Here is a 26,990-nt window from a genome sequence, read left to right on the forward strand (position 1 = left end):
CGTACCGCCCTGAAACAGGCCCGCACGCCCGCCGAGGGGGAACACATGGCATTAGAACCACCACTGCTCAGCATGACCGGCATCACCAAGGCGTTCCCCGGCGTCCGGGCCCTCGACGGCGTCGACCTCGACGTACAGGAGGGCGAGGTCCACTGCCTGCTCGGCCAGAACGGCGCGGGCAAATCCACCCTCATCAAGGTCCTGGCCGGTGCCCACCAGCCCGACACCGGGTCCCTCCACTGGCGCGGCGAACCCGTCACCCTCCGCTCGCCCATGGCCGCGATGCGCCTCGGCATCGCCACCATCTACCAGGAACTCGACCTGGTGGAACACCTGTCGGTCGCCGAGAACATCCACCTGGGCCATGAGCCCACCATGGCGGGGTTCGTGGTCCGGGGCCGGACGGCACGTAGGTCGGCGGCCGCGCTGCTGCGCCGACTTGGCCACCCCGAGATCGAACCGGCCCGACTGGTGGGGGAGTTGTCCGCCGCGCAGCAGCAGATCGTCTCCATGGCACGGGCGTTGTCCCACGACGTACGGCTCATCGTGATGGACGAGCCGTCCGCCGCGCTCGACCCCGACGAGGTCGACAACCTCTTCCGCGTGGTCGCCGGACTCACCGCCGAGGGCGTCGCCGTCGTCTACATCTCGCACCGGCTGGACGAGATCCGCCGCATCGGCGACCGCGTGACCGTACTGAAGGACGGCCGGGCGGTGGCACGCGGCCTGCCCGCGAAGACGACCCCGACCCGCGAGGTCGTCACCCTGATGACGGGCCGCGACGTCGAGTACGTCTTTCCCGAGCGCCCCACCGGGCCCCCGGACGGGGAACCGGTGCTGGAGATCAGGGGACTCGCCCGCAGCGGTGAGTTCGACCCGTTCGACCTCGTGGTGCGGCCGGGCGAGATCGTCGGGATCGCCGGGCTCGTGGGTTCGGGCCGCTCCGAGATCCTGGAGACGGTCTACGGCGCCCGCAAGCCCGACGCCGGTCACGTCCTGGCAGGCGGCCGCCCGGTACGCCCCGGCAGTGTACGGGCTGCCGTGCGCGCCGGAATCGGGCTGGCCCCCGAGGAGCGCAAGGCGCAGGCCCTGCTCATGCTGGAGTCCGTCACCCGCAACGTCTCGGTGTCCTCCCTGTCCCGCTTCGCCCGCGCCGGCTGGATCGACCGGGCCGCCGAGCTGGGCGCCGCCCGTACCGCGACCCGAGAGCTGTCCCTGCGCCCCGACAACCCCGCCGTCCCCGTCCGCACCCTCTCCGGCGGCAACCAGCAGAAGGCCGTCCTGGCCCGCTGGCTGCTGCGCGGCTGCCGGGTGCTGCTGCTCGACGAACCCACCCGAGGCGTCGACGTCGGGGCCCGCGCCGAGCTGTACGCCGTGGTCCGCCGCCTCGCCGACGAGGGCCTCGCCGTACTGCTGGTCTCCAGCGAGGTGCCCGAGGTCCTCGGCCTAGCCGACCGTGTCCTGGTGCTGCGGGAGGGCCACGTCGTGCACGAGGCACCCGCCCGCGAACTCGACGAGCACCGCGTACTCGATCTCGTCATGGAAGGAAGCCCGGCGTCATGACGCAGCCCGTCTCCCCACCCCGGTACGACAGCGGCAAGGCGCCCGCAGCCGCTCCGCCCCGCACCTGGCGCACGCTCGCGGGCCGCGCCGACGTCCGCACCCTCTCCCTGCTCGGGGTCCTCGCCGTCCTCATCCTGATCGGCGGGATCACCAAACCGGACGAGTTCCTCGACACGCGCAACCTCCAACTCGTCCTCACCCAGGCATCCGTGATCGGCGTCGTCACCGTCGGCATGACCTTCGTCATCACCTCCGGCGGCATCGACCTGTCCGTCGGCGCGATCGTCGCCCTCGCCTCGGTGTGGGCGACCACGGTGGCGACCCAGGAGTACGGGTTCGCCGGCATCCTCTTCGCGGCGGTCGCCGTCGGCGTGGGCTGCGGCCTCGTCAACGGCCTGCTCGTCGCCTACGGGGGCATGGTCCCGTTCATCGCCACGCTGGCCATGCTCGCCTCCGCGCGCGGGCTCGCCCTCCAGCTCACCGACGGGCGCACGCAGATCGTCACCATCGACTCGGTGCTCGGACTCGGCGAACGTGACGCCTACGTCCTGGGCATCCCGCCGCTGGTCCTGGTCTTCGCCGTCGTCACCGTCATCGGCTGGCTCGCACTGAACCGCACCACCTTCGGCCGCCGCACGGTCGCGGTCGGCGGCAACGCGGAGGCGGCCCGCCTCGCCGGCATCGACGTACGCCGCCAGCGCCTCTACCTCTACCTGCTGTCCGGACTGTGCTGCGGCATCGCGGCATTCCTGCTGATCATCCTGGCCGGATCGGGCCAGAACACCAACGGCAACCTCTACGAACTCGACGCCATCGCCGCCGCGATCATCGGCGGCACCCTGCTCAGCGGAGGCCGGGGCACGATCACCGGCTCGGTGCTGGGCGTACTGATCTTCACCACGATCACCGACATCTTCGCCCTGAACAACCTGCAGAGCGACGTCCAGCAGATCGCCAAGGGCGCGATCATCGTCGCCGCCGTGCTGGTCCAGCGCCGTACCGCGAGCACCACCTGAGGAAAGGGTTCACCGCCATGCGACCGACCGCACCGACACCCCTCACCAGCCGCAGAGGACTGCTCTTCGGGACCGCCGCCGTCGGCGCCGGGGCCTTCCTCGCCGGATGCACGAGCAACGAGCCGAAGGACGAGAAGACCGCCGCCGAGGACAAGCCCGCCGACGACAAGCCCGGCAAGCACGTCACCATCGGCTTCGCCGGCCCCCAGGCCGACCACGGCTGGCTCAACGCCATCAACGACAACGCCAAACGCCGCGCCCGCACCTACTCCGACGTCACCCTGGAGATCACCGAGGGCTCCAACGACACCGCCGCCCAGATCGGCCAGATCGAGACCCTCATCAACAAGAAGGTCGACGTCCTGGTGGTCCTGCCCGCCGACGGCAAGGCGCTCACCCAGGTCGGCCTGAAGGCGATGCGCGCCGGCATCCCGGTCGTCAACCTCGACCGCGTCTTCAACACCCCCCAGGCGTACCGCTGCTGGATCGGCGGCGACAACTACGGCATGGGCCTCAACGCCGGCCACTACATCGGCGAGAAGCTCAAGGACACCCCGGACGCCCGCGTCGTGGAACTGGCCGGCCTGGACAACCTGGAGCTGACCAAGCAGCGCACCAAGGGCTTCGACGACGCCCTGAAGAACTACCCCAACATCCGCAAGGTGGCCCGCCAGGCTGCCGACTTCACCGTGGAGTCAGGCCAGGCAAAGATGGCCCAACTCCTCCAGGCGCAGCGCAAGTTCGACGCCCTGTGGAACCACGACGACGACCAGGGCGTGGGCGCGCTGCGCGCCGTGGAGCAGGCGGGCCGGGACGGCTTCCTCATGGTCGGCGGCGCCGGCGCGCTCTCCGCGTTCCAGGCCATCAAGCGGGACGACGGCGTGCTGAAGGCGACCGTCCTCTATCCGCCGACCATGTCCGCCTCCGCCATCGACCTCGCCCGCGCGCTCGGCCAGGGCAAGGGCGTGGGCGGCATGGCCGAGTACGAGATCCCGGCGTCCGTCACGCTCTACTCCGCCGTCGTCGACAAGGACAACGTCGGCCGGTACATGCCCACCGGCTTCCGGTGACAGGACCTCCGCCCCACCCGCGCGGCGCCACCCCGTACGAGGACGAGGAGAGGACCCACCGCATGGCACAGCCGCAGAGTTCAGCAGGGGAGGGGACCGGCGCGGACGGTAACCGTCCCGGCCCCAAGGGCAAGCCGCCGTTGCGCGTCGGGATGGTCGGGTACGCCTTCATGGGCGCCGCCCACTCCCAGGGCTGGCGCACGGCGGGCCGCGTCTTCGACCTGCCCCGCGAACCGGTCCTGTCCGTGCTGTGCGGCCGGGACCCCGACGCCGTGCGGTCCGCCGCCGAGCGCCACGGCTGGGCCGACACCGAGACGGACTGGCGTGCGCTGATCGCCCGCGACGACGTCGATCTGGTCGACATCTGCACCCCCGGCGACAGCCACGCCGAGATCGCGCTCGCCGCCCTCGCGGCCGGAAAGCATGTGCTGTGCGAGAAGCCGCTCGCCAACACCGTCGAGGAAGCGGAGGCGATGGCGGCTGCGGCGGAAGAGGCGTACGCGAACGGACAGTTGGCGATGGTCGGCTTCAACTACCGCCGGGTGCCCGCTGTCGCCCTCGCCCGGCGGATGATCACCGAGGGGCGGCTCGGGGCCCTCCGGCACGTCCGGGTGAGTTATCTCCAGGACTGGCTGGTGGACCCGGAGTTCCCGCTGACCTGGCGGCTCCGCAAGGAGGCGGCCGGCTCGGGCGCGCTCGGGGACCTGGGCGCGCATGTCATCGACGTCGCCCAGTACCTGGCGGGGGAGAGGCTAGCCGGGGTGTCCGCGCTCACCGAGACCTTCGTACGCAGGCGGCCCCTGCCGACAGGTGGTCTGGGGCCGGTCACGGTGGATGACGCCGCCGTGTTCACCGGCCGGTTCGCCTTCGGAGCCCTGGCCTCCTTCGAGGCGACGCGGTACGCCACCGGACGCAAGAACGCGCTGCGGATCGAGCTGAACGGAGAACGGGGCTCCCTCGCCTTCGACTTGGAGCGGCTCAACGAGCTGTCCTTCCATGACGGCACCGAGCCGGGCGCACACGCGGGGTTCCGCCGCATCCTGGTGACCGAACCCGATCACCCCTACCTGGACGCCTGGTGGCCGCCGGGACACGGTCTCGGCTACGAGCACACCTTCGTCCACCAGGCCCGTGACCTCGTGCACGCCATCGCGGAGGGCCGCAAGCCCGTCCCGTCGTTCGCCGACGGGCTCGAAGTCCAGCGGGTGCTGGCCGCGGTGGAGGAGAGCGCGGCGAAGAACTCCGTCTACACCCCGATCGTGTTCTGAGGAGGGCCGGCCATGCCGCGTACTTTCACCCTGTTCACCGGCCAGTGGGCGGACCTCCCGCTGGAAGAAGTCTGCCGCCTGGCCCGTGACTTCGGCTACGACGGACTCGAACTCGCCTGCTGGGGAGACCACTTCGAGGTGGACAAGGCCCTGGCCGACCCAGGCTACCTCGCTTCCCGGCACGCCCTCCTCGACAAGTACGGCCTGAAGTGCTGGGCCATCTCCAACCACCTGGTCGGACAGGCCGTCTGCGACGCCATCATCGACGAACGCCATCAGGCGATCCTGCCCGCCCGGATCTGGGGCGACGGCGACGGGGAGGGCGTGCGCCGTCGGGCGGCGGCCGAGATCGCGGACACCGCGCGGGCCGCCGCCGCCTTCGGCGTGGACACGGTCGTCGGCTTCACCGGCTCCGCGATCTGGCACCTCGTCGCCATGTTCCCGCCCGCCCCCGAAGCGATGATCGAGCGAGGTTACGAGGACTTCGCCGAGCGCTGGAACCCGATCCTGGACGTCTTCGACGCCGAGGGCGTGCGGTTCGCGCACGAGGTCCACCCGAGCGAGATCGCCTACGACTACTGGACGACGCGGCGCGCCCTGGAGGCGGTCGGGCACCGGCCCGCCTTCGGCCTGAACTTCGACCCCTCCCACTTCGTGTGGCAGGACCTGGACCCGGTGGGCTTCCTGTGGGACTTCCGGGACCGGATCTACCACGTGGACTGCAAGGAGGCCCGCAAGCGCCTGGACGGCCGCAACGGCCGGCTCGGCTCCCACCTGCCCTGGGGCGACCCGCGCCGCGGCTGGGACTTCGTCTCGGCCGGGCACGGTGACGTCCCCTGGGAGGACGTGTTCCGGATGCTGGCCTCCATCGGCTACCAGGGCCCCGTCTCCGTCGAGTGGGAGGACGCCGGCATGGACCGTCTCCAGGGCGCCCCCGAGGCCCTGGCCCGCCTGAAGGCGTACGACTTCGATCCGCCGTCGGCCTCGTTCGACGCGGCGTTCGGCCACTGACTTTTCCCACCGGGATGACGGCGCATCCCGGCGCACCCCCACCCGCCCGTACAACCGGCTTCTTCTGGAGGCATTCGTGCACGGGAACGACCGCCCCACCGGTACCCCCACCCGCCGGCCACGTTGGCGCACCGCCCTCGCCCTCACCTGCGGTGCGCTCCTCATCGGCGCCACTTTCGCCCTCACCGCACCCGGCGCCGCCGCCGCGAGCCCCGCCGGCCGGGGCAGCGCGGCCGCCGAGGACTTCCAGCAGGTCACCCTCGCCCGAGGCGAGGCGGAGGTCGGCGAGCCCATGAGCCTCGCCGTCCTGCCCGACCGCTCGGTCCTGCACACCTCCCGCGACGGTGAACTCCGCCTCACCGACGCCACCGGCACCACCCGGACCGCGGGCCGACTCGCCGTGTACTCCCACGACGAGGAGGGCCTCCAAGGCGTCGGCGTCGACCCGCGCTTCACCGACAACCGGTTCGTCTACCTCTACTACGCGCCCCCGATGGACACCCCGCCCGGAGACGCCCCCGAGACCGGCACCGCCGCCGACTTCGCCCCCTTCGACGGCGTGAACCGGCTCTCCCGCTTCGTGTTGAAGACCGACGGCACCCTGGACACCGCCAGCGAGAAGAAGATCCTGGAGGTGCCGACCTCGCGCGGCATCTGCTGCCACGTCGGCGGGGACATCGACTTCGACCAGGACGGCAACCTCTACCTGTCGACCGGCGACGACTCCAACCCCTTCCAGTCCGACGGCTTCACCCCCATCGACGAACGCGCCGACCGCAACCCGGCCTTCGACGCCCAGCGCACCTCCGGCAACACCAACGACCTGCGCGGCAAGATCCTGCGGATCAAGGTCAACGCCGACGGCACCTACGCCGTCCCCGACGGCAACCTCTTCGCCCCCGGCACCGCGAAGACCCGCCCCGAGATCTACGCCATGGGCTTCCGCAACCCGTTCCGCTTCAGTGTCGACAAGGAGACCGGCGTCCTCTACGTCGGCGACTACGGCCCCGACGCCGGTGCCGCCGACCCGGCCCGAGGCCCCGGCGGCCAGGTCGAGTTCGCCCGCGTGACCGGCCCCGGCAACTTCGGCTGGCCCTACTGCACCGGCAAGAACGACGCCTACGTGGACTACGACTTCGCCACCAGGACCTCCGGCGCGGCCTTCGACTGCGCCGCCCCCAAGAACAACTCCCCGCACAACACCGGCCTCACCGACCTGCCCCCGGCCCAGACGGCCTGGCTGCCCTACGACGGCGCGTCCGTACCGGAGTTCGGCGACGGCTCCGAGTCCCCGATGGGCGGCCCCGTCTACCACTACGACCCCGCCCTGGACTCCCCGGTGAAGTTCCCCGAGGCGTACGACGGCGACTTCTTCGCCGGTGAGTTCGGCCGACGCTGGATCAAGCGCATCGACACCGGTTCCGACGGCGCGGTGCGGTCGATCAACGCCTTCCCCTGGACCGGCACCCAGGTGATGGACATGGCCTTCGGCCCCGACGGCGCGCTGTACGTCCTGGACTACGGCACCGCCTGGTTCGGCGGCGACGAGAACTCCGCCCTGTACCGGATCGAGAACGCCACCGACGGCCACTCGCCGGTCGCAGTGGCCGCCGCCGACAAGACGTCCGGGCAGGCCGCGCTGAAGGTCCGCTTCTCCTCCGCCGGCACCACCGACCAGGACGGCGACACCCTCACCCACCACTGGGACTTCGGTGACGGCACCAGTTCCACCGCCGCCAACCCCACCCACACCTACCGGCAGAACGGCACCTACACCGCCACCCTGACCGCCAAGGACCCCTCCGGCCGCACGGGCAGCGCCGCCGTACGCATCGTCGTGGGCAACACCGCTCCCACTGTGACCCTTCAACTCCCGCAGGACGGACAGCTGTTCAGCTTCGGTGACGCGGTCCCGTTCACGGTGAAGGTCACCGACCCCGAGGACGGCCAGAACATCGACTGCTCCAAGGTCACCGTCCACTTCATCCTCGGCCACGACACCCACGGCCACCCGCTGACCTCCGCCAAGGGCTGCTCCGGCACCATCCAGACCAGCGCGGACGGCGGCCACGACGAGAACGAGGACATCTTCGGCGTGTTCGACGCCGAGTACACCGACACCGGAGGCGGCGGCCAGGCCCCGCTCACCTCCCACGACCAGAACGTCACCCAGCCCCGCCACCGCCAGGCTGAGCACTACACAGGCTCCTCCGGCGTCACCCTCCAGTCGAAGGACACCGCCCACGGCGGCAAGACGGTCGGCGACATCCACAACGGCGACTGGATCTCCTTCACCCCCTACGCGCTGGGCAACGCCAAGAAGATCACCGCACGCGTCTCCTCCGGCGGCGCCGGCGGAACCCTGGAGATCCGCGCCGGATCGGCCAAGGGCACCCTGCTCGGCAAGGCCACCGTGCCGGTGACCGGCGGCTGGGAGACCTTCCAGGACGTGAGCGCCGACCTGTCCCGCGCGCCGAAGGGCACGACCACGCTCTTCCTGGTCTTCAAGGGCGGCACCGGCGCCCTCTTCGACGTGGACGACTTCACCTTCACCACCGGCTGAGCGGAGGTCACCCCCATGCGCACCACACGCCTGCTCACCACCACGGCCCTGGGAGCCGCACTGCTGCTCGGCTGCGTCACCGGCCCGGCCGCCGCGAAGCCCACGGAGACCGGACGGGTCCTGGTCTTCTCCAAGACCGCCGGCTTCCGCCACGACTCCATCCCGGACGGCATCGCGGCCGTACAGCAGCTCGGCGCGACGGACGGCCTCACGGTCGACGCCACCGAGGACGCGGGGACCTTCACCGCCCGCAACCTGCGCCGCTACGACGCCGTCGTCTTCCTCTCCACCACCGGCGACGTCCTGAACCCCGCCCAGCAGCGGGCCTTCGAGGGCTACATCCGTCAGGGCGGCGGCTACGTCGGCGTCCACGCGGCCGCCGACACCGAGTACGACTGGCCGTTCTACGGCGGCCTCGCCGGGGCCTGGTTCGCGTCGCACCCGGCGATCCAGCCCGCCACCGTCGTGGTCGAGGACCACGCCCACCCCGCCACCGCCCAGCTGCCCGGCCGGTGGGAACGCACCGACGAGTGGTACAACTACCGCTCCAGCCCACGCGAACGGGCCCACATCCTGGCTTCGCTGGACGAGTCCTCGTACAGCGGCGGCACCATGAACGGCGACCACCCGATCGCCTGGTGCCAGACCTACCAGGGCGGCCGCGCCTTCTACACCGGCGGCGGCCACACCAGGGAGTCCTACGCCGACCCCGCCTTCCGCGCCCACCTGCAGGGCGGCCTCCGCTGGGCGACCGGCGCCACCCAGGCCGACTGCCGCCCGGAGAACGGCTACCGTCGCCTGTTCGACGGCACCGAGGGGTCGCTCCTCGGCTGGCGGCAGGCGGGGCCGGGCTCCTTCACCCTGGCCGACGACGGCACGCTGACCTCGTCCGGCGGCATGGGCCTGCTCTGGTACGCCGACGCCGGCTTCTCCTCGTACTCCCTCAAGCTCGACTGGAAGATCACCGGGGACGGCAACTCGGGCGTTTTCGTGGGCTTCCCGCCCTCGGACGACCCCTGGTCCGCCGTGGACAACGGCTACGAGGTCCAGATCGACGCCACCGACGTACCGGAGAAGACCACCGGCTCCGTATACGGCTTCCAGTCCGCCGACCTGGCCGCGCGGGACCGCGCGCTGAACCCGCCGGGGGAGTGGAACACCTACGAGATCCGGGTGGAGGGCGAACGCCTCCGCATCTGGCTCAACGGCACCCAGGTCAACGACTTCACGAACACCGACCCGGCCCGGAGCCTGCGCGACGGCCACATCGGCATCCAGAACCACGGGGCCGACGACCAGGTGTCCTTCCGTGACGTCCGGATCAAGGAACTGCCCGCAGAGGGGCGCTGAAGCGGCGGCGGGCGGGAGACGCCGTACTCCCGCCCGCCGTCTCCGGTCCGTGATGAGCACGTACACAAGGAGGCCGATCATGTCTACGTCCCGTCCCGCCGGCGTGTGGCTCATCGGCGCCCGAGGCTCGGTGGCGACCACCGTGGTCGCGGGCTGCGCCGCGATGTCCGCCGGTCTGCACCCGCCCACCGGCATGCTCACGGAGACCGCCCTGTTCGCCGAGTGCGGCCTGCCCGGCCTGTCCTCCCTGGTCTTCGGCGGCCACGACACGCTGGACTGCCCGCTGCCGAAGCGCGCCGAGGAACTCGCGGCCGCCGGCGTCCTCCCACCCGGTCTGCCCGCGGCCGTCGCGGCCGAACTCCGCGCCGCCGACGAGGAGATCGCCTCCGGTGGCCCGATCCCGGACGACGACCGTGACGAGCAGGCGCTGATCGAGGCGTTCGCGGCCGACATCCGTGACTTCACCGCCCGCCGCGCCCCGGCCGGGACGGTGGTCGTCAACGTGGCCTCCACCGAGCCCGCCCCCGACGGCGACGCTCTCCCGCCCAGCTCGCTGTACGCGGCGGCGGCCCTGCGCGCCGGCTGCCCCTACGTCAACTTCACCCCGTCCACCGGCCTCCATCACCCGGCCCTGGCCGCCGCCTCGGGCCGAAGCGGGCTGCCGTACGCCGGCCGGGACGGCAAGACCGGCCAGACCCTCCTGCGCTCGGTGCTGGGCCCCATGTTCGCCCAGCGCGCCCTCGCGGTACGGGCCTGGTCCGGCACCAACCTCCTCGGCGGCGGCGACGGCGCCGCCCTGGCCGACCCGGCCGCGGCCGCCGCGAAGAACGCGGGCAAGGAACGGGTCCTGACCGACACCCTCGGCACCCCGGTACAGGGCGAGGTGCACATCGACGACGTGCCCGCCCTTGGCGACTGGAAGACCGCCTGGGACCACATCGCCTTCGACGGCTTCCTCGGCACCCGCATGATCCTGCAGACCATCTGGCAGGGCTGCGACTCGTCCCTGGCCGCCCCACTGATCCTCGACCTGGCCCGCCTCACCCTCCGCGCCCGTGCGGCGGGCATGTCCGGGCCGCTGACCGACCTGGGCTTCTACTTCAAGGACCCGGTGGGCGACGGCCCGTCGGCCCTGAGCGACCAGTACACGGCCCTGACCCGCCTCGCAGCCCGGCTCCGCACCGCCGACGGGCACGCGGAGGAGACACGGTGACGGGGGAGGGGCGTCCTGGGGTCTCCAAGCCCCCGCACCATGGCCCGCTTCCTCACCAGGTCAGGGGCAGCCGACGACCTGCCGCCTGGGTCGAACTCCTGCGACTGCCCGCCCTGTTCACCGTCCCCGGTGACGTCCTGGCCGGCGCCGCCACGGTCCCCGGCCGCCCAGGCCCTCGTACCGCCTGGGCCATCGGCTCCTCGCTCTGCCTGTACGAGGCGGGCATGGCGCTCAACGACTGGGCCGACCGGGTCGAGGACGCCACCGAACGCCCCCACCGCCCCCTGCCCTCGGGCCGCGTCCGCCCCGCCGCCGCGCTCACCGCGGCCTGCGCCCTGACCGCCACCGGCCTGGCGCTCGCCGCACGCGCCGGCCGGCCCGCGCTCGCCGTCGCCGCGCCCCTGGCCGCGACCGTGTGGGCGTACGACCTGGGCCTCAAACGGACCCCCGTGGGCCCCGCCGCGATGGCGGCCGCCCGCGCACTGGACCTCCTGCTCGGCGCCGCCGCCACCTCGGGACACGTCCGGCCCGCGCTCGCCTCCGCCGCCCTGCTCGGCACCCACACCCTCGCCCTCACCACGGTCTCCCGTAACGAGACCCAGGGCGGCTCCCCCCTCACCCCCCTGACCGCACTCGCCACCACCGGCGCCCTGACGCACCTCCTGACCCGACGGCCGACGCCCACCGTGAGCCGAACCCCGGTGAAGACAGACCAGATGAGCCCCGCCGGATCGGGCCCCCCTACAGCTGCTCTCGGCGGCCACGCCCTGCGTGTGGCGTGCGCCCTCGCCTACGCCGCCACTGCCGCCCGCCCCTACTTCCACGCAGCCCTCAACCCGTCGCCCCCGCTCACCCAGAAAGCCGTCGGCGGCGGCATCCGCGCCACCATCCCGCTCCAGGCCGCGCTCTCGGCCCGCTCCGCAGCGCCGGTCAGCGCGCTGATCACCGCGGCTCTGGCCCCGTTGGCCGCACGGTTCGCCAGGAAGGTGAGCGTGACATGACGCCCGCGCCCGAGCCCCTCACCACCAAGGCGCCTGCCGGCCCGACCGCCTTCCGCTTCGGCTACGGCACCAACGGCCTGGCCGACCTCCGCCTCGACGACGCCCTCGCCCTGCTCGCCGACCTCGGCTACGACGGCGTGGGCCTCACCCTCGACCACATGCACTTCGACCCCCTGGCCCCCGACCTCGCCGCCCGCACCCGCCAGGTGGCCCGCCGTCTGGCCGCGCTCGGCCTGGAGGTCACGGTGGAGACCGGCGCCCGCTACGTCCTCGACCCGCGCCGCAAACACGGCCCCTCCCTCCTCGACCCCGACCCCGCCGACCGGGCCCGCCGTGCCGATCTGCTGATCCGGGCCGTGCGGATCGCCGCCGAACTCGGCGCGCACGCCGTGCACTGCTTCAGCGGCATCCTCCCTCCCGGCACTGACGAGGAGACGGCCTGGGACCGGCTGGCCGAGACACTCACCCCGGTCCTGGAATCCGCCGGCGCAGCCGGCATCCCCCTCGCCGTCGAACCCGAGCCCGGCCACCTCCTCGCCACCCTCGCGGACTTCCACCGCCTCCGCCACGCCCTCGGCGACCCCGCCCACCTCGGCCTCACCCTCGACATCGGCCACTGCCAGTGCCTCGAACCGCTCACGCCCGCCGACTGCGTCCGTGCCGCCGCACCCTGGCTGCGTCACGTCCAGATCGAGGACATGCGCCGCGGCCGGCACGAACACCTGCCGCTCGGAGACGGCGAGATCGACTTCCCCGCCGTCCTCACGGCCCTGGCCGCCACGGGCTACCAGGGCCTCACCGTGGTCGAACTGCCCCGCCATTCCCACGCCGGCCCCCACTTCGCCGAAACCTCCCTGCCCTTCCTCAAGGCGGCCGCATCCGCCACCATCCACGCCGCCCGACCCCTGCTCACCCCGGCGGCCGGCCCCGTCAGCCCGTCGGCCGACGCTCCCCACCCTGTGCCCCGCACCGACTCCTCGCCCGTCACGAGCCAGGCTGCCCCACCCCCGAGCAGCCCGGCGGTCACCCCCGTGACCGCCCTACGCCCCGTGCCCCGCACCGGGACCTCCGCCCCGGTCACCAGCGACGCCGCCCCGACCCCGCCTTCCCGGACCGATGGCCCGTGCGCCCTCCCGCGCACCGAGCCCGCCGACCCCGTGACCAGCCAGGCCACCTCATCCCCGCACCTGCTGGCGGCAGCCCCCGCGAGCGCCCCGGCCGGCACCCTCCCCACCGAGCCCTCCGCCCCCACGGAAGGGACCACCGCATGACGCACCCCCACTCCATCCCCGACACCCCAGCCCCCAGCCGTACCCCCTCCGCAGCAAGCCCCCCACCTCTCCCAGATGACCTCCGCACCCACCTCACACCCCCCGCCCGAGACTGGCTGGACCTCGCCCTCACTGAAGCCGCAGCCCACCCGGACCCTGTCTGGGAGCTTCGTCTGGCCGAGGCCCGCCGCCGCTGCGGCCCCGTGCACGCCGACGCCGCCCGCATCCTCATCCTGCGCGCCGCCGGCCCAGCCCCGGCCGACCTCGCCCGCGTCTACCACCGGGGCACCGCCGACGAACGCCGCGCCGTGCTGCACGCCCTGCCCCACCTCGTACCGGGCCCCGAATCCCTCCCTCTCGTCGAGGACGCCCTGCGCACCAACGACACCCGGCTCCTCGAGGCCGCCGTCGGCCCCTACGCCGCCCGCCATCTGACGCCGCACCTGTGGCGCCACGCGATCCTGAAGTGCCTGTTCACCGGCGTGCCCGTCGCCCGAGTCGCCCAGCTCGCCGCCCGCGCCCACGGCGACACCGAACTCGCCCGCATGCTGGCCGACTTCGCCGCCGAACGCACCGCCGCGGGCCGCCCCGTCCCCGAGGACCTGCACCACGTCCTGGCCCTGACCGACCCGGCCGCCCCGCCGCACGCCACCCACGGTGGCACCCCCCACGGCAAGGAGTCCTGATGCGCCTCTTCGACCCCCACATCCACATGACCTCGCGCACCACCGACGACTACGAGGCCATGCGCGCAGCAGGTGTCCGCGCCGTGGTCGAACCCGCCTTCTGGCTCGGCCAGCCCCGCACCTCGACCGCCTCCTTCCTCGACTACTTCGACTCCCTCCTGGGCTGGGAGCCCTTCCGCGCCGCCCAGTACGGCATCGCCCACCACTGCACGATCGCCCTCAACCCCAAGGAGGCCAACGACCCCCGCTGCACCCCCGTCCTGGCCGAACTGCCCCGCTATCTCGTCAAGGACCGGGTCGTCGCCGTCGGCGAGATCGGCTACGACTCGATGACTCCGGCCGAGGACGCCGCGCTCGCCGCCCAGCTCCAGCTCGCCGCCGACCACGGCCTGCCCGCCCTCGTCCACACCCCCCACCGGGACAAGGCCGCCGGTCTGCGCCGCACCCTGGACGCCGTCCGGGAATCCGCGCTCGCCCCGGAACGCGTCCTGCTCGACCACCTCAACGAGACCACCGTCAAGGAGGCCAAGGGCAGCGGCTGCTGGCTCGGCTTCTCCGTCTACCCCGACACCAAGATGGACGAAGAACGCATGGTCGCCGTCCTGCGCGCCTACGGCCCCGAACAGGTCCTGGTCAACTCCGCCGCCGACTGGGGCAGAAGCGACCCGCTCAAGACCCGCAGGGTGGCCGACCTGATGCTGGCGGAAGGCTTCACCGAGGACGACATCGACCGCGTCCTGTGGCGCAACCCCGTCGCCTTCTACGGCCTCAGCGGACGGCTCGACCTGGACGTCGCCGCGACCGACGCCACCCACGAGGGCAACACCATCCTCCGCGGCGCCCCCAAGGACACGGCGCCCGACGACACCCCCGCCGACACCCCCGCCGCCGTGCCCGCCGGACAGGAGTGACCTGTGCGCTTCCGCCACCCCGACGGCTCCCTCGTCCACCTCGCCTACTGCACCAACGTCCACCCCGCCGAAACCCTCGACGCCGTCGTCGCCCAGCTGCGCGACCACTGCGAACCCGTCCGGCGCAGCCTGGGCCGAGACCGCCTCGGCATTGGACTCTGGCTCGCCAAGGACGCCGCCCTCGCCCTGGAGAACGACCCCGGCGCCCTCGCCGCCCTCCGGGCCGAACTCGACCGGCGCGGCCTGGAGGTCGTCACCCTCAACGGCTTCCCCTACGAGGGCTTCGGCTCCCAGCAGGTCAAGTACCGCGTCTACAAGCCGGACTGGGCCGATCCCGAACGACTGCGCCACACCACCGCCCTCGCCCGCATCCTCGCCGGCCTCCTCCCCGACGACATCCTCGAAGGCAGCATCTCCACCCTGCCGCTCGCCTGGCGCACCGCCGCCACGCCCGACCGCATGGAGACGGCCCACACCGCCCTGCGCACCCTCGGCGAACGCCTCGACGCCCTCGCGGAACTCACCGGCCGCTCCCTGCGCGTCGGCCTCGAACCCGAACCCGGCTGCGTCATCGAGACCACCGCCGACGCCCTCACCCCCCTCACCGACATCGCCCACCCCCGCATCGGCATCTGCGTCGACACCTGCCACCTCGCCACCTCCTTCGAAGACCCGCACACCGCCCTGGACGCCCTCGTCCAGGCCGGCGTCCCCGTCGTCAAGTCCCAGCTCTCCGCGGCCCTGCACGCCGAACACCCCCACCGCCCCGACGTCCGCCAGGCCCTCGGCGCGTTCGCCGAGCCCCGGTTCCTGCACCAGACCCGCACCCTCACCGCCACCGGACGACACGGCACCGACGACCTCGGCGACGCCCTCCAGGACGGCGCTCTGCCCGACAGCGCGCCGTGGCGCACCCACGTCCACGTCCCGCTCCACGCGGCCCCCGCCGCGCCCCTCACCTCCACCCTCCCCGTCCTCGCCACCGCCCTGACCCGCCTCGTCGGCGGACCGCGCCCCCTCACCCGGCACCTGGAGGTCGAGACCTACACCTGGCACGCCCTCCCCGCCGAGCTGAGGCCCCGCACCCGCGCCCAGCTCACCGACGGCATCGCGGCCGAACTCGCCCTCGCCCGCGACCTCCTCACCGACCTCGGCCTGAAGGAGCTGCCGTGACCGGCCGACCGGCGGCCCCGCCCCAGCCCGCGCCCGGCCACCCCACCCCGCTGCTCGTCCTGGACGTCGTCGGCCTCACCCCCCGTCTCCTTCAGCACATGCCCCGCCTGCGCGCACTCGCGGACCAGGGCTCCCGCGCCCCGCTCGGCACCGTCCTGCCCGCCGTCACCTGCGCCGCCCAGTCCACCTTCCTGACCGGCACCACGCCCGCCGAGCACGGCATCGTCGGCAACGGCTGGTACTTCCGCGAGCTGGGCGACGTCCTGCTGTGGCGCCAGCACAACGGCCTCGTCGCCGGAGACAAACTCTGGGACGCCGCCCGCCGCGCCCACCCCGGCTACACCGTGGCCAACATCTGCTGGTGGTACGCCATGGGCGCCGACACCGACATCACCGTCACCCCCCGTCCCGTCTACTACGCCGACGGCCGCAAGGAACCCGACTGCTACACCCGCCCTCCCGACCTGCACGACGAACTCACCGCGAAATTCGGCACGTTCCCCCTCTTCCAGTTCTGGGGACCAGGCGCCGGTCTCGCCTCCAGCCGCTGGATCATCGACGCGACCCGCCACATCCAGCGCACCCGCCGTCCCGACCTGACCCTCTGCTACCTCCCGCACCTCGACTACGACCTCCAGCGCTACGGCCCCGACGACCCGCGCTCCCTCACCGCGGCCGCCGACCTGGACGCCGCGGTCGCACCGCTCCTGGACGACGCCCACGCCGAAGGCCGCACCGTCGTCGCCCTGTCCGAGTACGGCATCACCCGCGCCGACCGTCCCGTCGACATCAACCGCGCCCTGCGCCGCGCCGGGCTGCTGGAGGTGCACGAGCAGGACGGCATGGAGTACCTCGACCCGATGGCATCACGTGCCTTCGCGGTCGCCGACCACCAGATCGCCCACGTCTACGTCCGCCGCCCCGAAGACCTCGACGCCACAAGGGCCGCCCTCAGCGGCCTGCCCGGCATCGCCCAACTCCTGGACGACGAGGGCAAGAAGGCCCACCACCTCGACCACCCGCGCTCGGGCGAACTGGTCGCCGTGGCCGAGCCGGACGCCTGGTTCACGTACTACTACTGGCTCGACGACGCCCGCGCGCCCGACTTCGCACGGCTCGTGGAGATCCACCGCAAACCCGGCTACGACCCGGTCGAACTCTTCATGGACCCCCTCGACCCCTACGTCAAGGTCAAGGCGGCGGCCGCGCTGGCCCGCAAGAAGCTCGGCCTTCGCTACCGCATGGCGGTCGTGCCCCTGGACCCGTCACCTATTCGGGGCAGCCACGGCCGCCTTCCCGCGAGCGACGACGACGGTCCGCTCCTCATCTGCTCCACCCCCCGTGCCGTCGGCGACCGTGTCGCGGCCACCGATGTGAAATCACTCCTGCTCCGACTGGCCGGCCTCACCTGACGGAACCATCACCACATCCGTCCTGTGTGTGCCTGGTCCCCAGTGAAGCACTCACCACTGACAACGCCCTCCCACACCCCGGAGTTCCCGCATGAGCCGCATTTCACACAATGACCCCGAACTATCCCACCGCCTGACCAGAAGGGGCATGCTGGGCGTCGCGGCGGGCGCCACGGCCGCCGCGCTGCTCGGCGCCGCCGCCCCCGCCCCCGCCTCCGCCGCCACCACCGCACCGGCGGCCTCCGCCATCGGCCGGGGCCGCCCCGTCCTGCCCCCCGGCCGCCTGGGCATCCAGCTCTACAGCCTGCGCGACAAGGTCAGCACCCTCGGCTTCGCCCCCGTCTTCGCCGAGTTGGAGAAGTACGGCTACGACGAGATCGAGTTCGCCGGCTACACCCAGGGCTCCGCCGGCCCCATAACCCTGGCCCGCCTCCGGCACCTCGCCAGGGACCACGGCCTGACCCCGATCGGCAGCCACGTCGGCTATTACTCGGACGACCCGAACGCCTACACCTTCGCCCAGAACCTCGACCGGGTCCTCGACGACGCCCAGGCCCTCGGCCTCAAGCACATCGGCACCGCCTCCGGCCCGTTCCGCTACGGCTCGACCGTCGACGCCTTCAAGCGCGCCGCGGAGGAGTTCAACACGTACGGCGCGGCGGCCAGGGCGCGCGGCATGAAGTTCTACCAGCACAACCACTCCGACGAGTTCGCCTTCGCCGCGGACGACCCCAAGGTCCGTCTCTACGACGTCCTGCTGGCGGAAACCGACCCCGACCTCGTCCACCTGGAGATGGACATCTACTGGGCCTACGCCGGCCAGTTCCGCTTCTCCAAGCGCCCCGACGGCACCCCGGCCCCCTTCGACCCCCTCGACTACGTCCTCGCCCACTCCCACCGCTACCCCCTCTTCCACGTCAAGGACGGGGTGAGCGACCCCACGAACGAGTTCGGCTACCGCATGACGGACGTCGGCGACGGCGACATCGACTACCAGCGCTTCATCTCCACCGTGACCCACCTGCGCGGCCAACGCCTGTCCCACCACTGGCAGACCGAACACGACAACCCGACGGACTCCCTCAGCTTCGCCCGCCGCTCCAGCGCGTACCTGCACTCGCTGCGCGAGAAGTGCTGACCGGGACTGCTGGCACATGAAGAAGACTCGCTCTGGCGGAACGGACAGTTCCGCCAGAGCGAGTCTTCACCGTGCGCGTACGCGGCTCAGCGGGTGTAGGTGACCCGCTTCTCCTTCAGGGAAGCGCAGTTGGAGCCGGAGATCTGCACGTACACGTTCTTGATCTGCCCGCCCCAGTCCACGCAGTGCCCCTTGCCGTAGACGTAGGTCGGTCCGGCGTACGAGGTGAACCGGCCGTAGTCGTCGTCGCCCTGGTCGGTGTCCGCGACGTAGAGCCACGCCGACATGTCGACCGCGGTGCCGGGGCTGTTGCGGATCGTGGTCACACAGTTCTTGCCGTTGGACGCGTTGTAGGTCAGGTAGACGGTCCCGAGCGAGCCGACGGCCGCGGAGTTGACGGTGCGGTAGCTGCTCCCGCAGACCTTCTGCGGGGTGGTGTTGGGCGCGGCGGACGCCGGCGCGGCCATCGCGGTGCCGGCCCCGAGCGCGAGCGCGGCCAGAGCACCGACGGTGAGGGCAGTACGGTTGGATCGCATTTTTCCCCCTTTGTGGCGGTAGAAGCTTGTTGCTCCTGTCTGGTGTGACTAGCGACGCATCCGGATGGTTGCACCGGTCTTCGAAGAAAGCCCGATCGGTGTACAGCGGGGTGGGTCGCGAAGACAGAGGGTCCGCAGGAGCAGGAACTGAACCAACTCGTCCCTCGTACCTCCTTCGATGCTTCAGGATGGGGGTTGCCTTGTCAGGGCTGAACACGCGGGGGATTGCCATGGCGGAACTGGTCATGATGACTGTTACGGACGGCGAAGGCAGCGCTGTCTTCGAGGCCGAGACGGACCTGGCCGGTCCGGACCTCGAACTCGCGGCCGATGACGGTGTGGTGAGGCGCGCCGAGACCTCATTGCGCGACGCCCTGGCGCGGGTGCGGCCCGCGCTGGTGCAGATTTCGGAAACCGTGAGAGCCATGCAACCGGACGAGGCGGAGGTCCAGTTCGGCCTCAAGATCGGAGGCGAGAGCGGGGTCGTCATCGCCAAGGGGACGGCCGAGGTGAACTTCGCCGTGCGTGTGCTCTGGAAGCGGAACTGACGGTCGTGCAGGCGCAGCGGGAAGGCTTCGTCGTCAAGATCCGATCAGGCTCCTCGGACACTCCCGTGGGTGTCGGATTCGTGGTCGGTGGACGCCACATCGTCACCTGCGCGCACGTCGTCAACGCGGCCCTCGGCCTGGACAAGCGTCATCAAGAACGTCCACCGGACGATGCCCGTATCCAGGTCGAGTTCGTGCTGCTCGGCGACGGTGAGGGCGCTCCGCTGCGAGCGTGCCGCGTCGTCGCCTGGGACCCGCCGCCTGGCCCTCACGGCTCAGGGCGGGACGTCGCCGGATTGATCATCGCCGGTGACACCCTGCCCGCGCACGCGGGTGCCGCGCGACTGGTCGACGTGTCACTGGGGCTGGCCAAGGACTCGTCCGTGGCCGTGTTCGGCTTCGCCGGCACACCACCACGCAGGGCCAACGGGGCCTGGAGTACCTGTGCCTTGAGGGGATCCGTCGGCGGAGGGCTCATCCAGCTCGACGCGCACTCGGAATCCGCTCTGCGAGCCCAGCCGGGCTACAGCGGCGCCCCGGTCATCGCCACGGACCGCTGGGGCGACTCCGTCGTCGGGATGCTCGCGATCGCCGGCCGGGACGGTCTCACCCAGGACGCCTACGCCATCCCGTTGTCAGAGGTGGCGGCGGCCTGGCCCGAACTGCTGGGCCGCTCCCTGCTCCCTCCCTGTCCCTACCGCGGTCTCGAGGCGTTCACCGCCCAGGACGGCAAGAGCGGCGTGTTCGTGGGCCGTGAAGCAGAGGTGGAGCTGCTGAGGAACATGGTGAAGGCCAAGCCACTCGTCATGGTCACGGGCCCGTCGGGGGTGGGCAAGTCCTCGCTGGTCGCTGCCGGACTGCGGCCCGAGCTCGAGGGCGAGGGCTGGCGGGTGGCCACCTTCCGCCCGGGCACCTCACCGTTCGAGGCGGTTGCCCGGGCCCTGCTCGACGTCGAACGCCCCGGAGCACAGCACTCGCTCGAGGAACTGGAACACCGGGCCGACGCCCTGCGGCTGAACGGGTTCTGGCCGGTGGCTTCGAAGATCGCGGTTCTCACCGGGCAGCGGCTGGCCCTCGTGGGAGACCAGTTCGAGGAGACGTTCGGAAGCGGCACCGGCGCTGATCCTCTTCCCTTCCTGCACAGTCTGCTTCCCTCCGCGGGCAGCGCTCCCGACGCGCGGGTGCGGCTGGTGTGCACGCTGCGCGCCGACTTCCTCCCCGATCTGCTGGAGCTGCCCGACATCGGTGGCCGTATCCAGGACAGGCAACTGAACGTCTCGCCCCTGAACGAGTCGGCATTGACGAGGGTCATCGTCGAGCCCGCCCACTTCTCCAGAGTCACCTTCAGCCCCGGGCTCCCGGAGCGGATCGCCGCAGAGGCGAGCAAAGCGCCGGGAAGCCTGCCACTGCTGGAATTCACGCTCACGGAACTGTGGCCGTTGCAGCAGGAGCGGCAGATCAGCTTCGACAGCTACCACGGTCTGGGCGGCGTGTCAGGAGCGCTCGACCAGCACGCGGAGAACGTGTACCACTGGCTCCGCGAGCAGATGGATCTCGAGGAGCACCGGATCCGCCGCGTCCTGCTGGCCATGGTGCGGGCACGTGACGGAAGCGCCAACGCCGTACGCGTCACCGCGCACCGCACACATCTGGGGGACGACTGGCAGGTAGCCCGGCTCCTCGCCGAGCCAGAGCACCGCATCGTGGTTCTGGGGTCCGCAGGACCCGACACGGCGGAGATCGCTCACGAGGCCCTGATCCGCGAATGGGACCGGCTCTCCGGGTGGGTACAGGAGGACGCCGCCTTCCAGCAGTGGCTGAGTCTCATGGAGGAACGCGCCCGGGAGGAGGACCTGCTCTCCGCAACCCGTGTGGCGGAAGCACAGCGCTGGCTGGGCGAACGGAGGACCGACATTCCTCCGGACGTCACGACCTTCATCGAACACAGCGGTGACGTGCTGCTCCAGCAGCAGCAGCACACGAAGAGACTCCTCGCGCAGTCGCAGGAGCTGACGCAGCAGTTGCGCCTGCGGACGGAGGAACTGGAGGAGCAGGCCACGCTGTTGGCCCAGCAGAGTCGTGACCTCGAGGCGAGGAACATCGAGATCGAGGACGCCCGGCAGGTCCTGGAGGAACGCGCCGAGCAACTCGCCGTCTCCATGCGCTACAAGAACGAGTTCCTCGCCAACGTGTCGCACGAGCTGCGGACACCGCTCAATGCCTCGCTGATCCTGTCCAAGCTGCTCGCCGACAACCCGGACACGAACCTGACGCCCAGGCAGGTCGAGTTCGCTGAGACGATCCATGGAGCCGGCTCCGACCTGCTCCAGCTGATCAACGACATCCTCGACCTGACGAAGGCCGAGGCGGGCAGGATGGACGTGTCACCGACCCGTATCGAGCTCGTGCGACTCGTCGACTACGTGCAGGCGACCTTCCGGCCTCTGACCGATGAGAAGGGCCTGAAGCTGACGGTGCGTGTCTCACCCGCATTGCCGGAAATCATCTTCACCGACGAGCAGCGACTTCTCCAAGTCCTGCGCAACCTGCTGTCCAACGCTGTGAAGTTCACCGACGCCGGGTCCGTCGAACTGGTCATGCACCCCGCCACCGCGGACATGCCGGCGCAGATCAGGGAGCAGCTTTTGGAGAACGGCTCGTTGCGCGATGCCGACCTGATCGCCTTCTCGGTGACCGACACCGGTATCGGGATCACGGCCGGCGACATGAGGGTGATCTTCGAGGCGTTCAAGCAGGCCGACGGCACGACCAGCCGCAAGTACGGGGGGACCGGCCTGGGCCTGTCCATCTCGCGGGAGATCGCGCACCTGCTGGGCGGCGAGATCCACGCACGGAGCAAGCCGGGGGACGGCTCCACCTTCACCCTCTACCTGCCACTGCACCTCGGAGGGCTGTCGGCGCCCGGCTCCCCGCAGCCCGCGAAGGCCGGTGTACCAGCCGCGTCCTCGGCCCGGTCCGAGACGGACGACAGCCCGGCGGTCTGGACGCCGGAAGAGCCGCACGAACCGACAGCACGACCTGACATCCGATTCGACGGCGAGAAGGTGCTGGTCGTCGATGACGACGTCCGCAACGTCTTCGCGCTGACCAGCATCTTCGAACAGTACGGCCTGTCGGTGCTGTACGCCGAGAACGGCCGCGAGGGCCTTCAAGTGCTGGAGCAGGACGACGACGTGGCCGTGGTGCTGATGGACATCATGATGCCCGAAATGGACGGCTACGCGGCCACCGCGGCGATCCGGGCCTCCCCGGAACTGGCCGGCGTCCCCGTCATCATGCTGACAGCCCGCGCGATGGATCAGGACCGGGCGCGCGCTCACGCAGCGGGCGCCTCCGCCTACCTCACCAAGCCCGTCGACCTCGATGTCCTCCTCACCACGCTGAGAATCTGGCTGCCGTCCGCCGGTCATGACAGCTCTGGCTGACCGACTCTCACCCAGCCTGGGCTGCGCGTCAGCCTCCGCGGATGACTTCTGTGCGACATCCGGAGGGAGTTGGAGACGGGTTCGCCCCGGAGGAGTCCGCGTTCGGCCGCCCGCCCCGGAAACCAATGGCTCGGGCACAATCGGGAACCGTACCCACCTCACCTGATCCCGCCGTCCTGTACCCCGACATCGCGGCCTGCGGCAGCCTCGCCACAGCGCTCCAGGCCGAGGCGGAAGCCAGCCTCGGCGCCGTGCCCGTCACGTCTCCCGACTCCGCTCCGCTGCTCCACGCGAGCGTCGCGAGTACCCTGCCGAGCCGTGAGCCGCTGCAGGTCAGCGCATGGGAGCACGAGCGGCGCTGGTCGGTCTACGGCACTGAACCGTTCCAGAGCCTGGCCCTGATCGACGGCAGGACGGACGACCTGACGGTGGCAGGAGACGTACCAGGGTTTGATCGAGGCGGCGTACGCCGAGCCGGTCCTGCGCGCGCTCCATCCGTTCACGAGCCATTGGGCGCTGCGCTTCTCCACCACCACTCGTCCTCGCCTGACCAAGGTGGGACCGTGCCTTGCCGCGAACAGCGACGGCACGTACGGAGTGGGCAGGGGCATCGTCACCGCAGACCTCGGCCAGTTCGCCACAGCGCACGAGGCCGTCGCGCTGGCCGTGCGCCACCTGCCGTCCGGCCTCGGCCCGATCGCGTTGGGCAGATGGTCCGATTGAAGAGGACGAGCAACTGCGCCCCCTTGGTAGGGTGCGCCGATGTCCACGGCCAAGCAGTTCCAAGTCACCTTCGATTGCGCGGAGCCTGAGCGTCTCGCTCGCTTCTGGTGCGAGGTGTTGGGGTATGTCGTACCGCCGCCACCGCAGGGGTTTGCCACGTGGGACGAGTTCAAGCGCTCGCTGCCATCTGAGCAGCGGGACGCGTGGTTTGCCTGCGTCGATCCCTCAGGTGTGGGCCCGCGGCTGTTCTTCCAGCGCGTTCCCGAAGGAAAGGCTGCCAAGAATCGGCTGCATCTCGATGTGCGAGTCGGCACCGGACTCGTGGGAGAGGAGCGCCTTGCCGCACTCGAGGCCGAGTGCGCGCGACTGGTCCCGCTCGGCGCGGTACACGTGCGCACGCTGTACGACGGCAACGACGCGTGCATCCCCATGCTGGACATAGAGGGCAACGAGTTCTGCGTCGACTGAGCATCCTCGGGGCCGGCAAGTGGTGTGCCGCGTGCCGGGGTTGGGGATCAGGTCAGTTTGGCCCATGCGCGGCTGCTGTCAGTTGATGCGGTGGGCTTCCCAGAAGGGGCCGAGGTCGTCGTCCGTCATGGACTGGGCGAGCTTCTTGAAGTCGTCGGTGGTGGAGACGCCGTACCAGTGGTCGCGGGCGTAGCGCTTGAGAAGCCGGGCCATGGTGTCGGCGCCGAGGGTGCGTTGCAGGTCGGCGAGGGCGCATGGCCCGGCTGTGTAGACGAGGTGGTACTCACCGCGGTGCTGCGACCAGTAGGCCATCGAGTCGGTGAGCGCGGCGCTGTCGTCGGGCCAGTACACGTCGGACCAGCAGTTGCGGGTGTCCCAGCCGTAGAAGCGGGCGTTGGCGTACTGGGCGAAGCTCTCGTCCAGCCACGGTGAGGCGTACTCGTCGTTGCCGACGATGCCGTACCACCACTGGTGCGCCACCTCATGGACGACGGCGCCGCCTTCCTCGGTGGTGCCGAGGAGGACGAGACCGGGGTACTCCATGCCGCCGCCGAACCCGCTGGTCATCACGAGGTCGATCTCGCCGTACGGGTAGCGGCCCAGCTCCCGGCCGAACCGGTCGATCGCGGCGACGGCCTCCGTGCGGTTGAGGCGCACGCCCGCGGCGGGGGTGTCCGGCGACCAGTACGACTTCACACGCACGCCCCCGGGTGTGGTGTCCGTGGCCGTGCGGAACGGGCCCGCCGCCCACGCGAAGTCACGCACTTGCTCCGCAACGCTGATCGTCACCGTACGCTGGGGGCCGCCGGGGCGAGTTCGGGTGTGACCTGTGGCGGGGACTCGCAGCGCGGACGGGTGGTCGAGACGTACGCGGAAGTCGCTCGCCAGTGAGTAGAAGCTCTCGCCGACCGCGACGTACGGATCGAGGTGCCACCCCTTCGTGTCGCGCACGGCCAGCACCGGCAACGCGTTGCCCAGGAAGCGGTACGCGTTCTCGCGGCCGAAGCGGGCATTGCGGTCGGGCACGGTGATGGAGACGTCGAAGGAGACGGACGTCCGCATACCCCGCCCGAGCGGCTTGGGCAGGGCGATCCGCAGCGCCGTGCAGTCGACGGTCGGACGAGCCGACGTGCCACCGCGTATGTGCGACACGACGACGGGGGAGGGCACACCGGGCGTGCCGCACTTGTCCTCGCCATTGCCCCACAGGCGCAGGTACACCTCGCGCAAGAGCTGACCCGACGCGTTCCGGAACGACACCCGCTGCCGTCCGGTCCAGTGGCTGCCGTCGGCGTCGGAGCGCAGGCCCACGTCGTAGCGAGCGCGATCGGGCGTCGCGGCGACGCTGGACGTCCCTGGTCCGGCCGCCGCGCCGGCACGCCTCTCACCGGTGCCGACCGCCGCGAGCAGCACGATCAGCACGACGAACAGACGACGGCCGGAGCGGGGCAGCGATGCGGCTGACAGTGACATGCCAGTGCATACTGCCATGCCGCCTGCGTTTCGACCCCAGTCGGACGGCCGATGGGCTGATCTGTCAGTGCCAGCAGGGCAGTTGCTGCCTCTTCCCGCATCGCGTGGGTAGGGGGATGCCCGGCCGCAGCGGCCGGAGTCGGGGTCGAAGCGCTGACGATTGCGTCGAGCAGGCCGGGGAGGGCCCGCTCGAGGCCGGCGGTGCGCAGGGCGTTCATGCATGAGGTGCCCACGTGGTACTGCCTGATGACGCCGGCTCGGCGGAGCACCTTGAAGTGGCGTGTTCCGGGCTCATGGCCGTCCCCTAGCGCCGAGCCGTTGCCACGACGGCCTGACTTCCAGCCACGCCCCACCGCAAGCCCCCGGCCTCTGCGCCGGGGGCTTTGGGTGTCTGTCGGTGAGCTCCGCGGCCCGTTACTGGTCGGCTGTGGCCCGTGGATCGACCTCGCAGTGATCGATCTCGTCCACGCGCCCCGTGCTGGCAACGGGCACCCGGACCGTTGCCTCGTCCTTCGCGGACACCGACACCTGATCGGAGGAGTCGATCACGGTGAGGCCGTGCTCGTCCCGGAAGCTGATCCTCACGGTGAAGAGGCCCTCTCGTCCGTTCGGATTCCTGACCTCGACGGTCGCGTACGGGTCGTCCGTGCTCGCGCAGCGGATGAGTACGGCGGTGCCGTCCTTCAAGGTCTGGGCGGTACCGCCGGAGGAGGACGCCGTGGGGGTGGAACGCCTGGCGGGCCGCGAACGGTATGTACCGCCGTCGCTGTCACCGGTGCTCGCCCCGAGGTCGTACGCGTCACTGCTGGACGAATCGCCGTACGGATCGCTGTCGTACGGATCGCTGCTGGACGAGCCGCCGATACCCGACACCGACGAACTGTCGTGGTCCTGGCTGGAGTTGCTGCAACCGCCCCCGCCGCCACTATGGCCGCGGCTCCCGTGACCACGGCCCGACGAGAACCCGGTCAGGGCCAGTACGACCACCGCCGACACCGCTGTGAATCTGAGTCCACGCCCCCATGTGTACATGCCGTCACCCTACCGAGGACCGTCGTACCCGCCCCGGCCAGGGCCGAGCGGCCCGTCTCACGCCGTACGGGGAGTCGGCGCGGGAGTGGGCGTATCAGCCGGCCCTGAGTGCCCGTCT

Annotated in this window: 20 protein-coding genes and 3 pseudogenes; 20 read left to right on the forward strand and 3 right to left on the reverse strand. The window is 71.2% G+C overall.

The annotated features are described in order from the left end of the window. Positions 1-45: 45 nt before the first annotated feature. From ACIGA3_RS29070 to ACIGA3_RS29140, 15 genes and pseudogenes are all read left to right on the forward strand, one after another. Positions 46-1,563 carry a sugar ABC transporter ATP-binding protein gene (locus ACIGA3_RS29070; RefSeq protein ID WP_399721285.1) on the forward strand — a complete coding sequence of 506 codons (1,518 nt, stop codon included), beginning with the start codon at positions 46-48 and terminating at the stop codon, positions 1,561-1,563. Next, on the forward strand, positions 1,560-2,579 hold the full coding sequence (locus ACIGA3_RS29075; RefSeq protein WP_399721287.1) for an ABC transporter permease: 1,020 nt from the start codon (positions 1,560-1,562) through the stop codon (positions 2,577-2,579). The genes ACIGA3_RS29070 and ACIGA3_RS29075 overlap by 4 nt, the downstream gene beginning before the upstream one ends. Before the next feature lie 17 nt (positions 2,580-2,596). After that, positions 2,597-3,649 (forward strand): substrate-binding domain-containing protein, encoded by a 1,053-nt coding sequence (locus ACIGA3_RS29080; RefSeq protein WP_399721289.1) that lies wholly within the window; start codon positions 2,597-2,599, stop codon positions 3,647-3,649. Between the two features lie 62 nt (positions 3,650-3,711). Beyond that, positions 3,712-4,917, forward strand: a complete 1,206-nt coding sequence (locus ACIGA3_RS29085; RefSeq protein ID WP_399721291.1) for a Gfo/Idh/MocA family protein — start codon at positions 3,712-3,714, stop codon at positions 4,915-4,917. 12 nt (positions 4,918-4,929) lie between these two features. Beyond that, on the forward strand, positions 4,930-5,928 hold the full coding sequence (locus tag ACIGA3_RS29090) for a sugar phosphate isomerase/epimerase family protein (protein WP_399721293.1): 999 nt from the start codon (positions 4,930-4,932) through the stop codon (positions 5,926-5,928). A 76-nt stretch (positions 5,929-6,004) separates the two neighbouring features. Next, positions 6,005-8,491 (forward strand): PQQ-dependent sugar dehydrogenase, encoded by a 2,487-nt coding sequence (locus tag ACIGA3_RS29095; RefSeq protein WP_399721295.1) that lies wholly within the window; start codon positions 6,005-6,007, stop codon positions 8,489-8,491. Positions 8,492-8,506: 15 nt separating this feature from the next. Further along, complete coding sequence (locus tag ACIGA3_RS29100) at positions 8,507-9,841, forward strand: ThuA domain-containing protein (RefSeq protein ID WP_399721296.1); 1,335 nt, start codon at positions 8,507-8,509, stop codon at positions 9,839-9,841. A gap of 79 nt (positions 9,842-9,920) precedes the next feature. Continuing rightward, entirely contained in the window at positions 9,921-11,054 is a 1,134-nt protein-coding gene (locus ACIGA3_RS29105; RefSeq protein WP_399721298.1) for an inositol-3-phosphate synthase, read from the forward strand. After that, complete coding sequence (locus ACIGA3_RS29110) at positions 11,051-12,055, forward strand: SCO3242 family prenyltransferase (protein WP_399721299.1); 1,005 nt, start codon at positions 11,051-11,053, stop codon at positions 12,053-12,055. The genes ACIGA3_RS29105 and ACIGA3_RS29110 overlap by 4 nt, the downstream gene beginning before the upstream one ends. Further along, positions 12,052-12,939, forward strand: a pseudogene (locus tag ACIGA3_RS29115) (sugar phosphate isomerase/epimerase family protein); the annotation flags it as partial. The gene ACIGA3_RS29110 and the pseudogene ACIGA3_RS29115, both read left to right, overlap by 4 nt. Before the next feature lie 383 nt (positions 12,940-13,322). Beyond that, on the forward strand, positions 13,323-14,012 hold the full coding sequence (locus ACIGA3_RS29120; RefSeq protein ID WP_399721300.1) for an EboA domain-containing protein: 690 nt from the start codon (positions 13,323-13,325) through the stop codon (positions 14,010-14,012). Further along, complete coding sequence (locus tag ACIGA3_RS29125) at positions 14,012-14,923, forward strand: TatD family hydrolase (protein ID WP_399721301.1); 912 nt, start codon at positions 14,012-14,014, stop codon at positions 14,921-14,923. The genes ACIGA3_RS29120 and ACIGA3_RS29125 overlap by 1 nt, the downstream gene beginning before the upstream one ends. A 3-nt stretch (positions 14,924-14,926) precedes the next feature. After that, entirely contained in the window at positions 14,927-16,096 is a 1,170-nt protein-coding gene (gene eboE / locus ACIGA3_RS29130) for a metabolite traffic protein EboE (RefSeq protein ID WP_399721303.1), read from the forward strand. After that, on the forward strand, positions 16,093-17,508 hold the full coding sequence (locus ACIGA3_RS29135; RefSeq protein ID WP_399721305.1) for a nucleotide pyrophosphatase/phosphodiesterase family protein: 1,416 nt from the start codon (positions 16,093-16,095) through the stop codon (positions 17,506-17,508). The genes eboE and ACIGA3_RS29135 overlap by 4 nt, the downstream gene beginning before the upstream one ends. Before the next feature lie 91 nt (positions 17,509-17,599). Further along, complete coding sequence (locus tag ACIGA3_RS29140) at positions 17,600-18,646, forward strand: sugar phosphate isomerase/epimerase family protein (protein ID WP_399721307.1); 1,047 nt, start codon at positions 17,600-17,602, stop codon at positions 18,644-18,646. Between the two features lie 86 nt (positions 18,647-18,732). On the opposite strand, the gene ACIGA3_RS29145 is transcribed toward ACIGA3_RS29140, so the two are convergent. Beyond that, on the reverse strand, positions 18,733-19,182 hold the full coding sequence (locus ACIGA3_RS29145; protein ID WP_399721308.1) for a spore-associated protein: 450 nt from the start codon (positions 19,180-19,182) through the stop codon (positions 18,733-18,735). A 230-nt stretch (positions 19,183-19,412) separates the two neighbouring features. On the opposite strand from ACIGA3_RS29145, the gene ACIGA3_RS29150 reads away from it, so the two are divergent. The 5 genes and pseudogenes from ACIGA3_RS29150 to ACIGA3_RS29170 all read left to right on the forward strand — a co-directional run bounded on the left by ACIGA3_RS29150 (position 19,413) and on the right by ACIGA3_RS29170 (position 24,367). Then, positions 19,413-19,730 (forward strand): CU044_2847 family protein, encoded by a 318-nt coding sequence (locus ACIGA3_RS29150; RefSeq protein ID WP_399721309.1) that lies wholly within the window; start codon positions 19,413-19,415, stop codon positions 19,728-19,730. A gap of 80 nt (positions 19,731-19,810) precedes the next feature. Continuing rightward, positions 19,811-21,517, forward strand: a pseudogene (locus tag ACIGA3_RS29155) (AAA family ATPase); the annotation flags it as partial. Positions 21,518-21,709: 192 nt separating this feature from the next. Then, a pseudogene (locus ACIGA3_RS29160) lies at positions 21,710-23,176 on the forward strand (hybrid sensor histidine kinase/response regulator); the annotation flags it as partial. 450 nt (positions 23,177-23,626) lie between these two features. After that, the gene (locus tag ACIGA3_RS29165; RefSeq protein WP_399721311.1) at positions 23,627-23,899 is read left to right on the forward strand and encodes a DUF6193 family natural product biosynthesis protein; all 273 of its coding nucleotides are present in this window, start codon (positions 23,627-23,629) and stop codon (positions 23,897-23,899) included. A gap of 39 nt (positions 23,900-23,938) precedes the next feature. Next, on the forward strand, positions 23,939-24,367 hold the full coding sequence (locus ACIGA3_RS29170; RefSeq protein WP_399721312.1) for a VOC family protein: 429 nt from the start codon (positions 23,939-23,941) through the stop codon (positions 24,365-24,367). Between the two features lie 78 nt (positions 24,368-24,445). On the opposite strand, the gene ACIGA3_RS29175 is transcribed toward ACIGA3_RS29170, so the two are convergent. Both ACIGA3_RS29175 and ACIGA3_RS29180 read right to left on the reverse strand, forming a co-directional pair. Further along, the gene (locus ACIGA3_RS29175; RefSeq protein WP_399721314.1) at positions 24,446-25,840 is read right to left on the reverse strand and encodes a M1 family metallopeptidase; all 1,395 of its coding nucleotides are present in this window, start codon (positions 25,838-25,840) and stop codon (positions 24,446-24,448) included. A 414-nt stretch (positions 25,841-26,254) separates the two neighbouring features. Further along, the gene (locus tag ACIGA3_RS29180; RefSeq protein ID WP_399721315.1) at positions 26,255-26,713 is read right to left on the reverse strand and encodes a hypothetical protein; all 459 of its coding nucleotides are present in this window, start codon (positions 26,711-26,713) and stop codon (positions 26,255-26,257) included. Between the last annotated feature and the right edge of the window lie 277 nt (positions 26,714-26,990).

The organism is Streptomyces sp. NPDC085596, from assembly GCF_044541565.1.
Taxonomy (GTDB): Bacteria; Actinomycetota; Actinomycetes; order Streptomycetales; family Streptomycetaceae; genus Streptomyces.

Coding starts and splice junctions, on each gene's coding strand:
- ACIGA3_RS29070 (WP_399721285.1), top strand. CDS start 46: ATGGCATTAGAACCACCACTGCTCAGCATGACCGGCATCACCAAGGCG.
- ACIGA3_RS29075 (WP_399721287.1), top strand. CDS start 1,560: ATGACGCAGCCCGTCTCCCCACCCCGGTACGACAGCGGCAAGGCGCCC.
- ACIGA3_RS29080 (WP_399721289.1), top strand. CDS start 2,597: ATGCGACCGACCGCACCGACACCCCTCACCAGCCGCAGAGGACTGCTC.
- ACIGA3_RS29085 (WP_399721291.1), top strand. CDS start 3,712: ATGGCACAGCCGCAGAGTTCAGCAGGGGAGGGGACCGGCGCGGACGGT.
- ACIGA3_RS29090 (WP_399721293.1), top strand. CDS start 4,930: ATGCCGCGTACTTTCACCCTGTTCACCGGCCAGTGGGCGGACCTCCCG.
- ACIGA3_RS29100 (WP_399721296.1), top strand. CDS start 8,507: ATGCGCACCACACGCCTGCTCACCACCACGGCCCTGGGAGCCGCACTG.
- ACIGA3_RS29105 (WP_399721298.1), top strand. CDS start 9,921: ATGTCTACGTCCCGTCCCGCCGGCGTGTGGCTCATCGGCGCCCGAGGC.
- ACIGA3_RS29120 (WP_399721300.1), top strand. CDS start 13,323: ATGACGCACCCCCACTCCATCCCCGACACCCCAGCCCCCAGCCGTACC.
- ACIGA3_RS29125 (WP_399721301.1), top strand. CDS start 14,012: ATGCGCCTCTTCGACCCCCACATCCACATGACCTCGCGCACCACCGAC.
- ACIGA3_RS29140 (WP_399721307.1), top strand. CDS start 17,600: ATGAGCCGCATTTCACACAATGACCCCGAACTATCCCACCGCCTGACC.
- ACIGA3_RS29145 (WP_399721308.1), bottom strand. CDS start 19,182: ATGCGATCCAACCGTACTGCCCTCACCGTCGGTGCTCTGGCCGCGCTC.
- ACIGA3_RS29150 (WP_399721309.1), top strand. CDS start 19,413: ATGGCGGAACTGGTCATGATGACTGTTACGGACGGCGAAGGCAGCGCT.
- ACIGA3_RS29170 (WP_399721312.1), top strand. CDS start 23,939: ATGTCCACGGCCAAGCAGTTCCAAGTCACCTTCGATTGCGCGGAGCCT.
- ACIGA3_RS29175 (WP_399721314.1), bottom strand. CDS start 25,840: ATGTCACTGTCAGCCGCATCGCTGCCCCGCTCCGGCCGTCGTCTGTTC.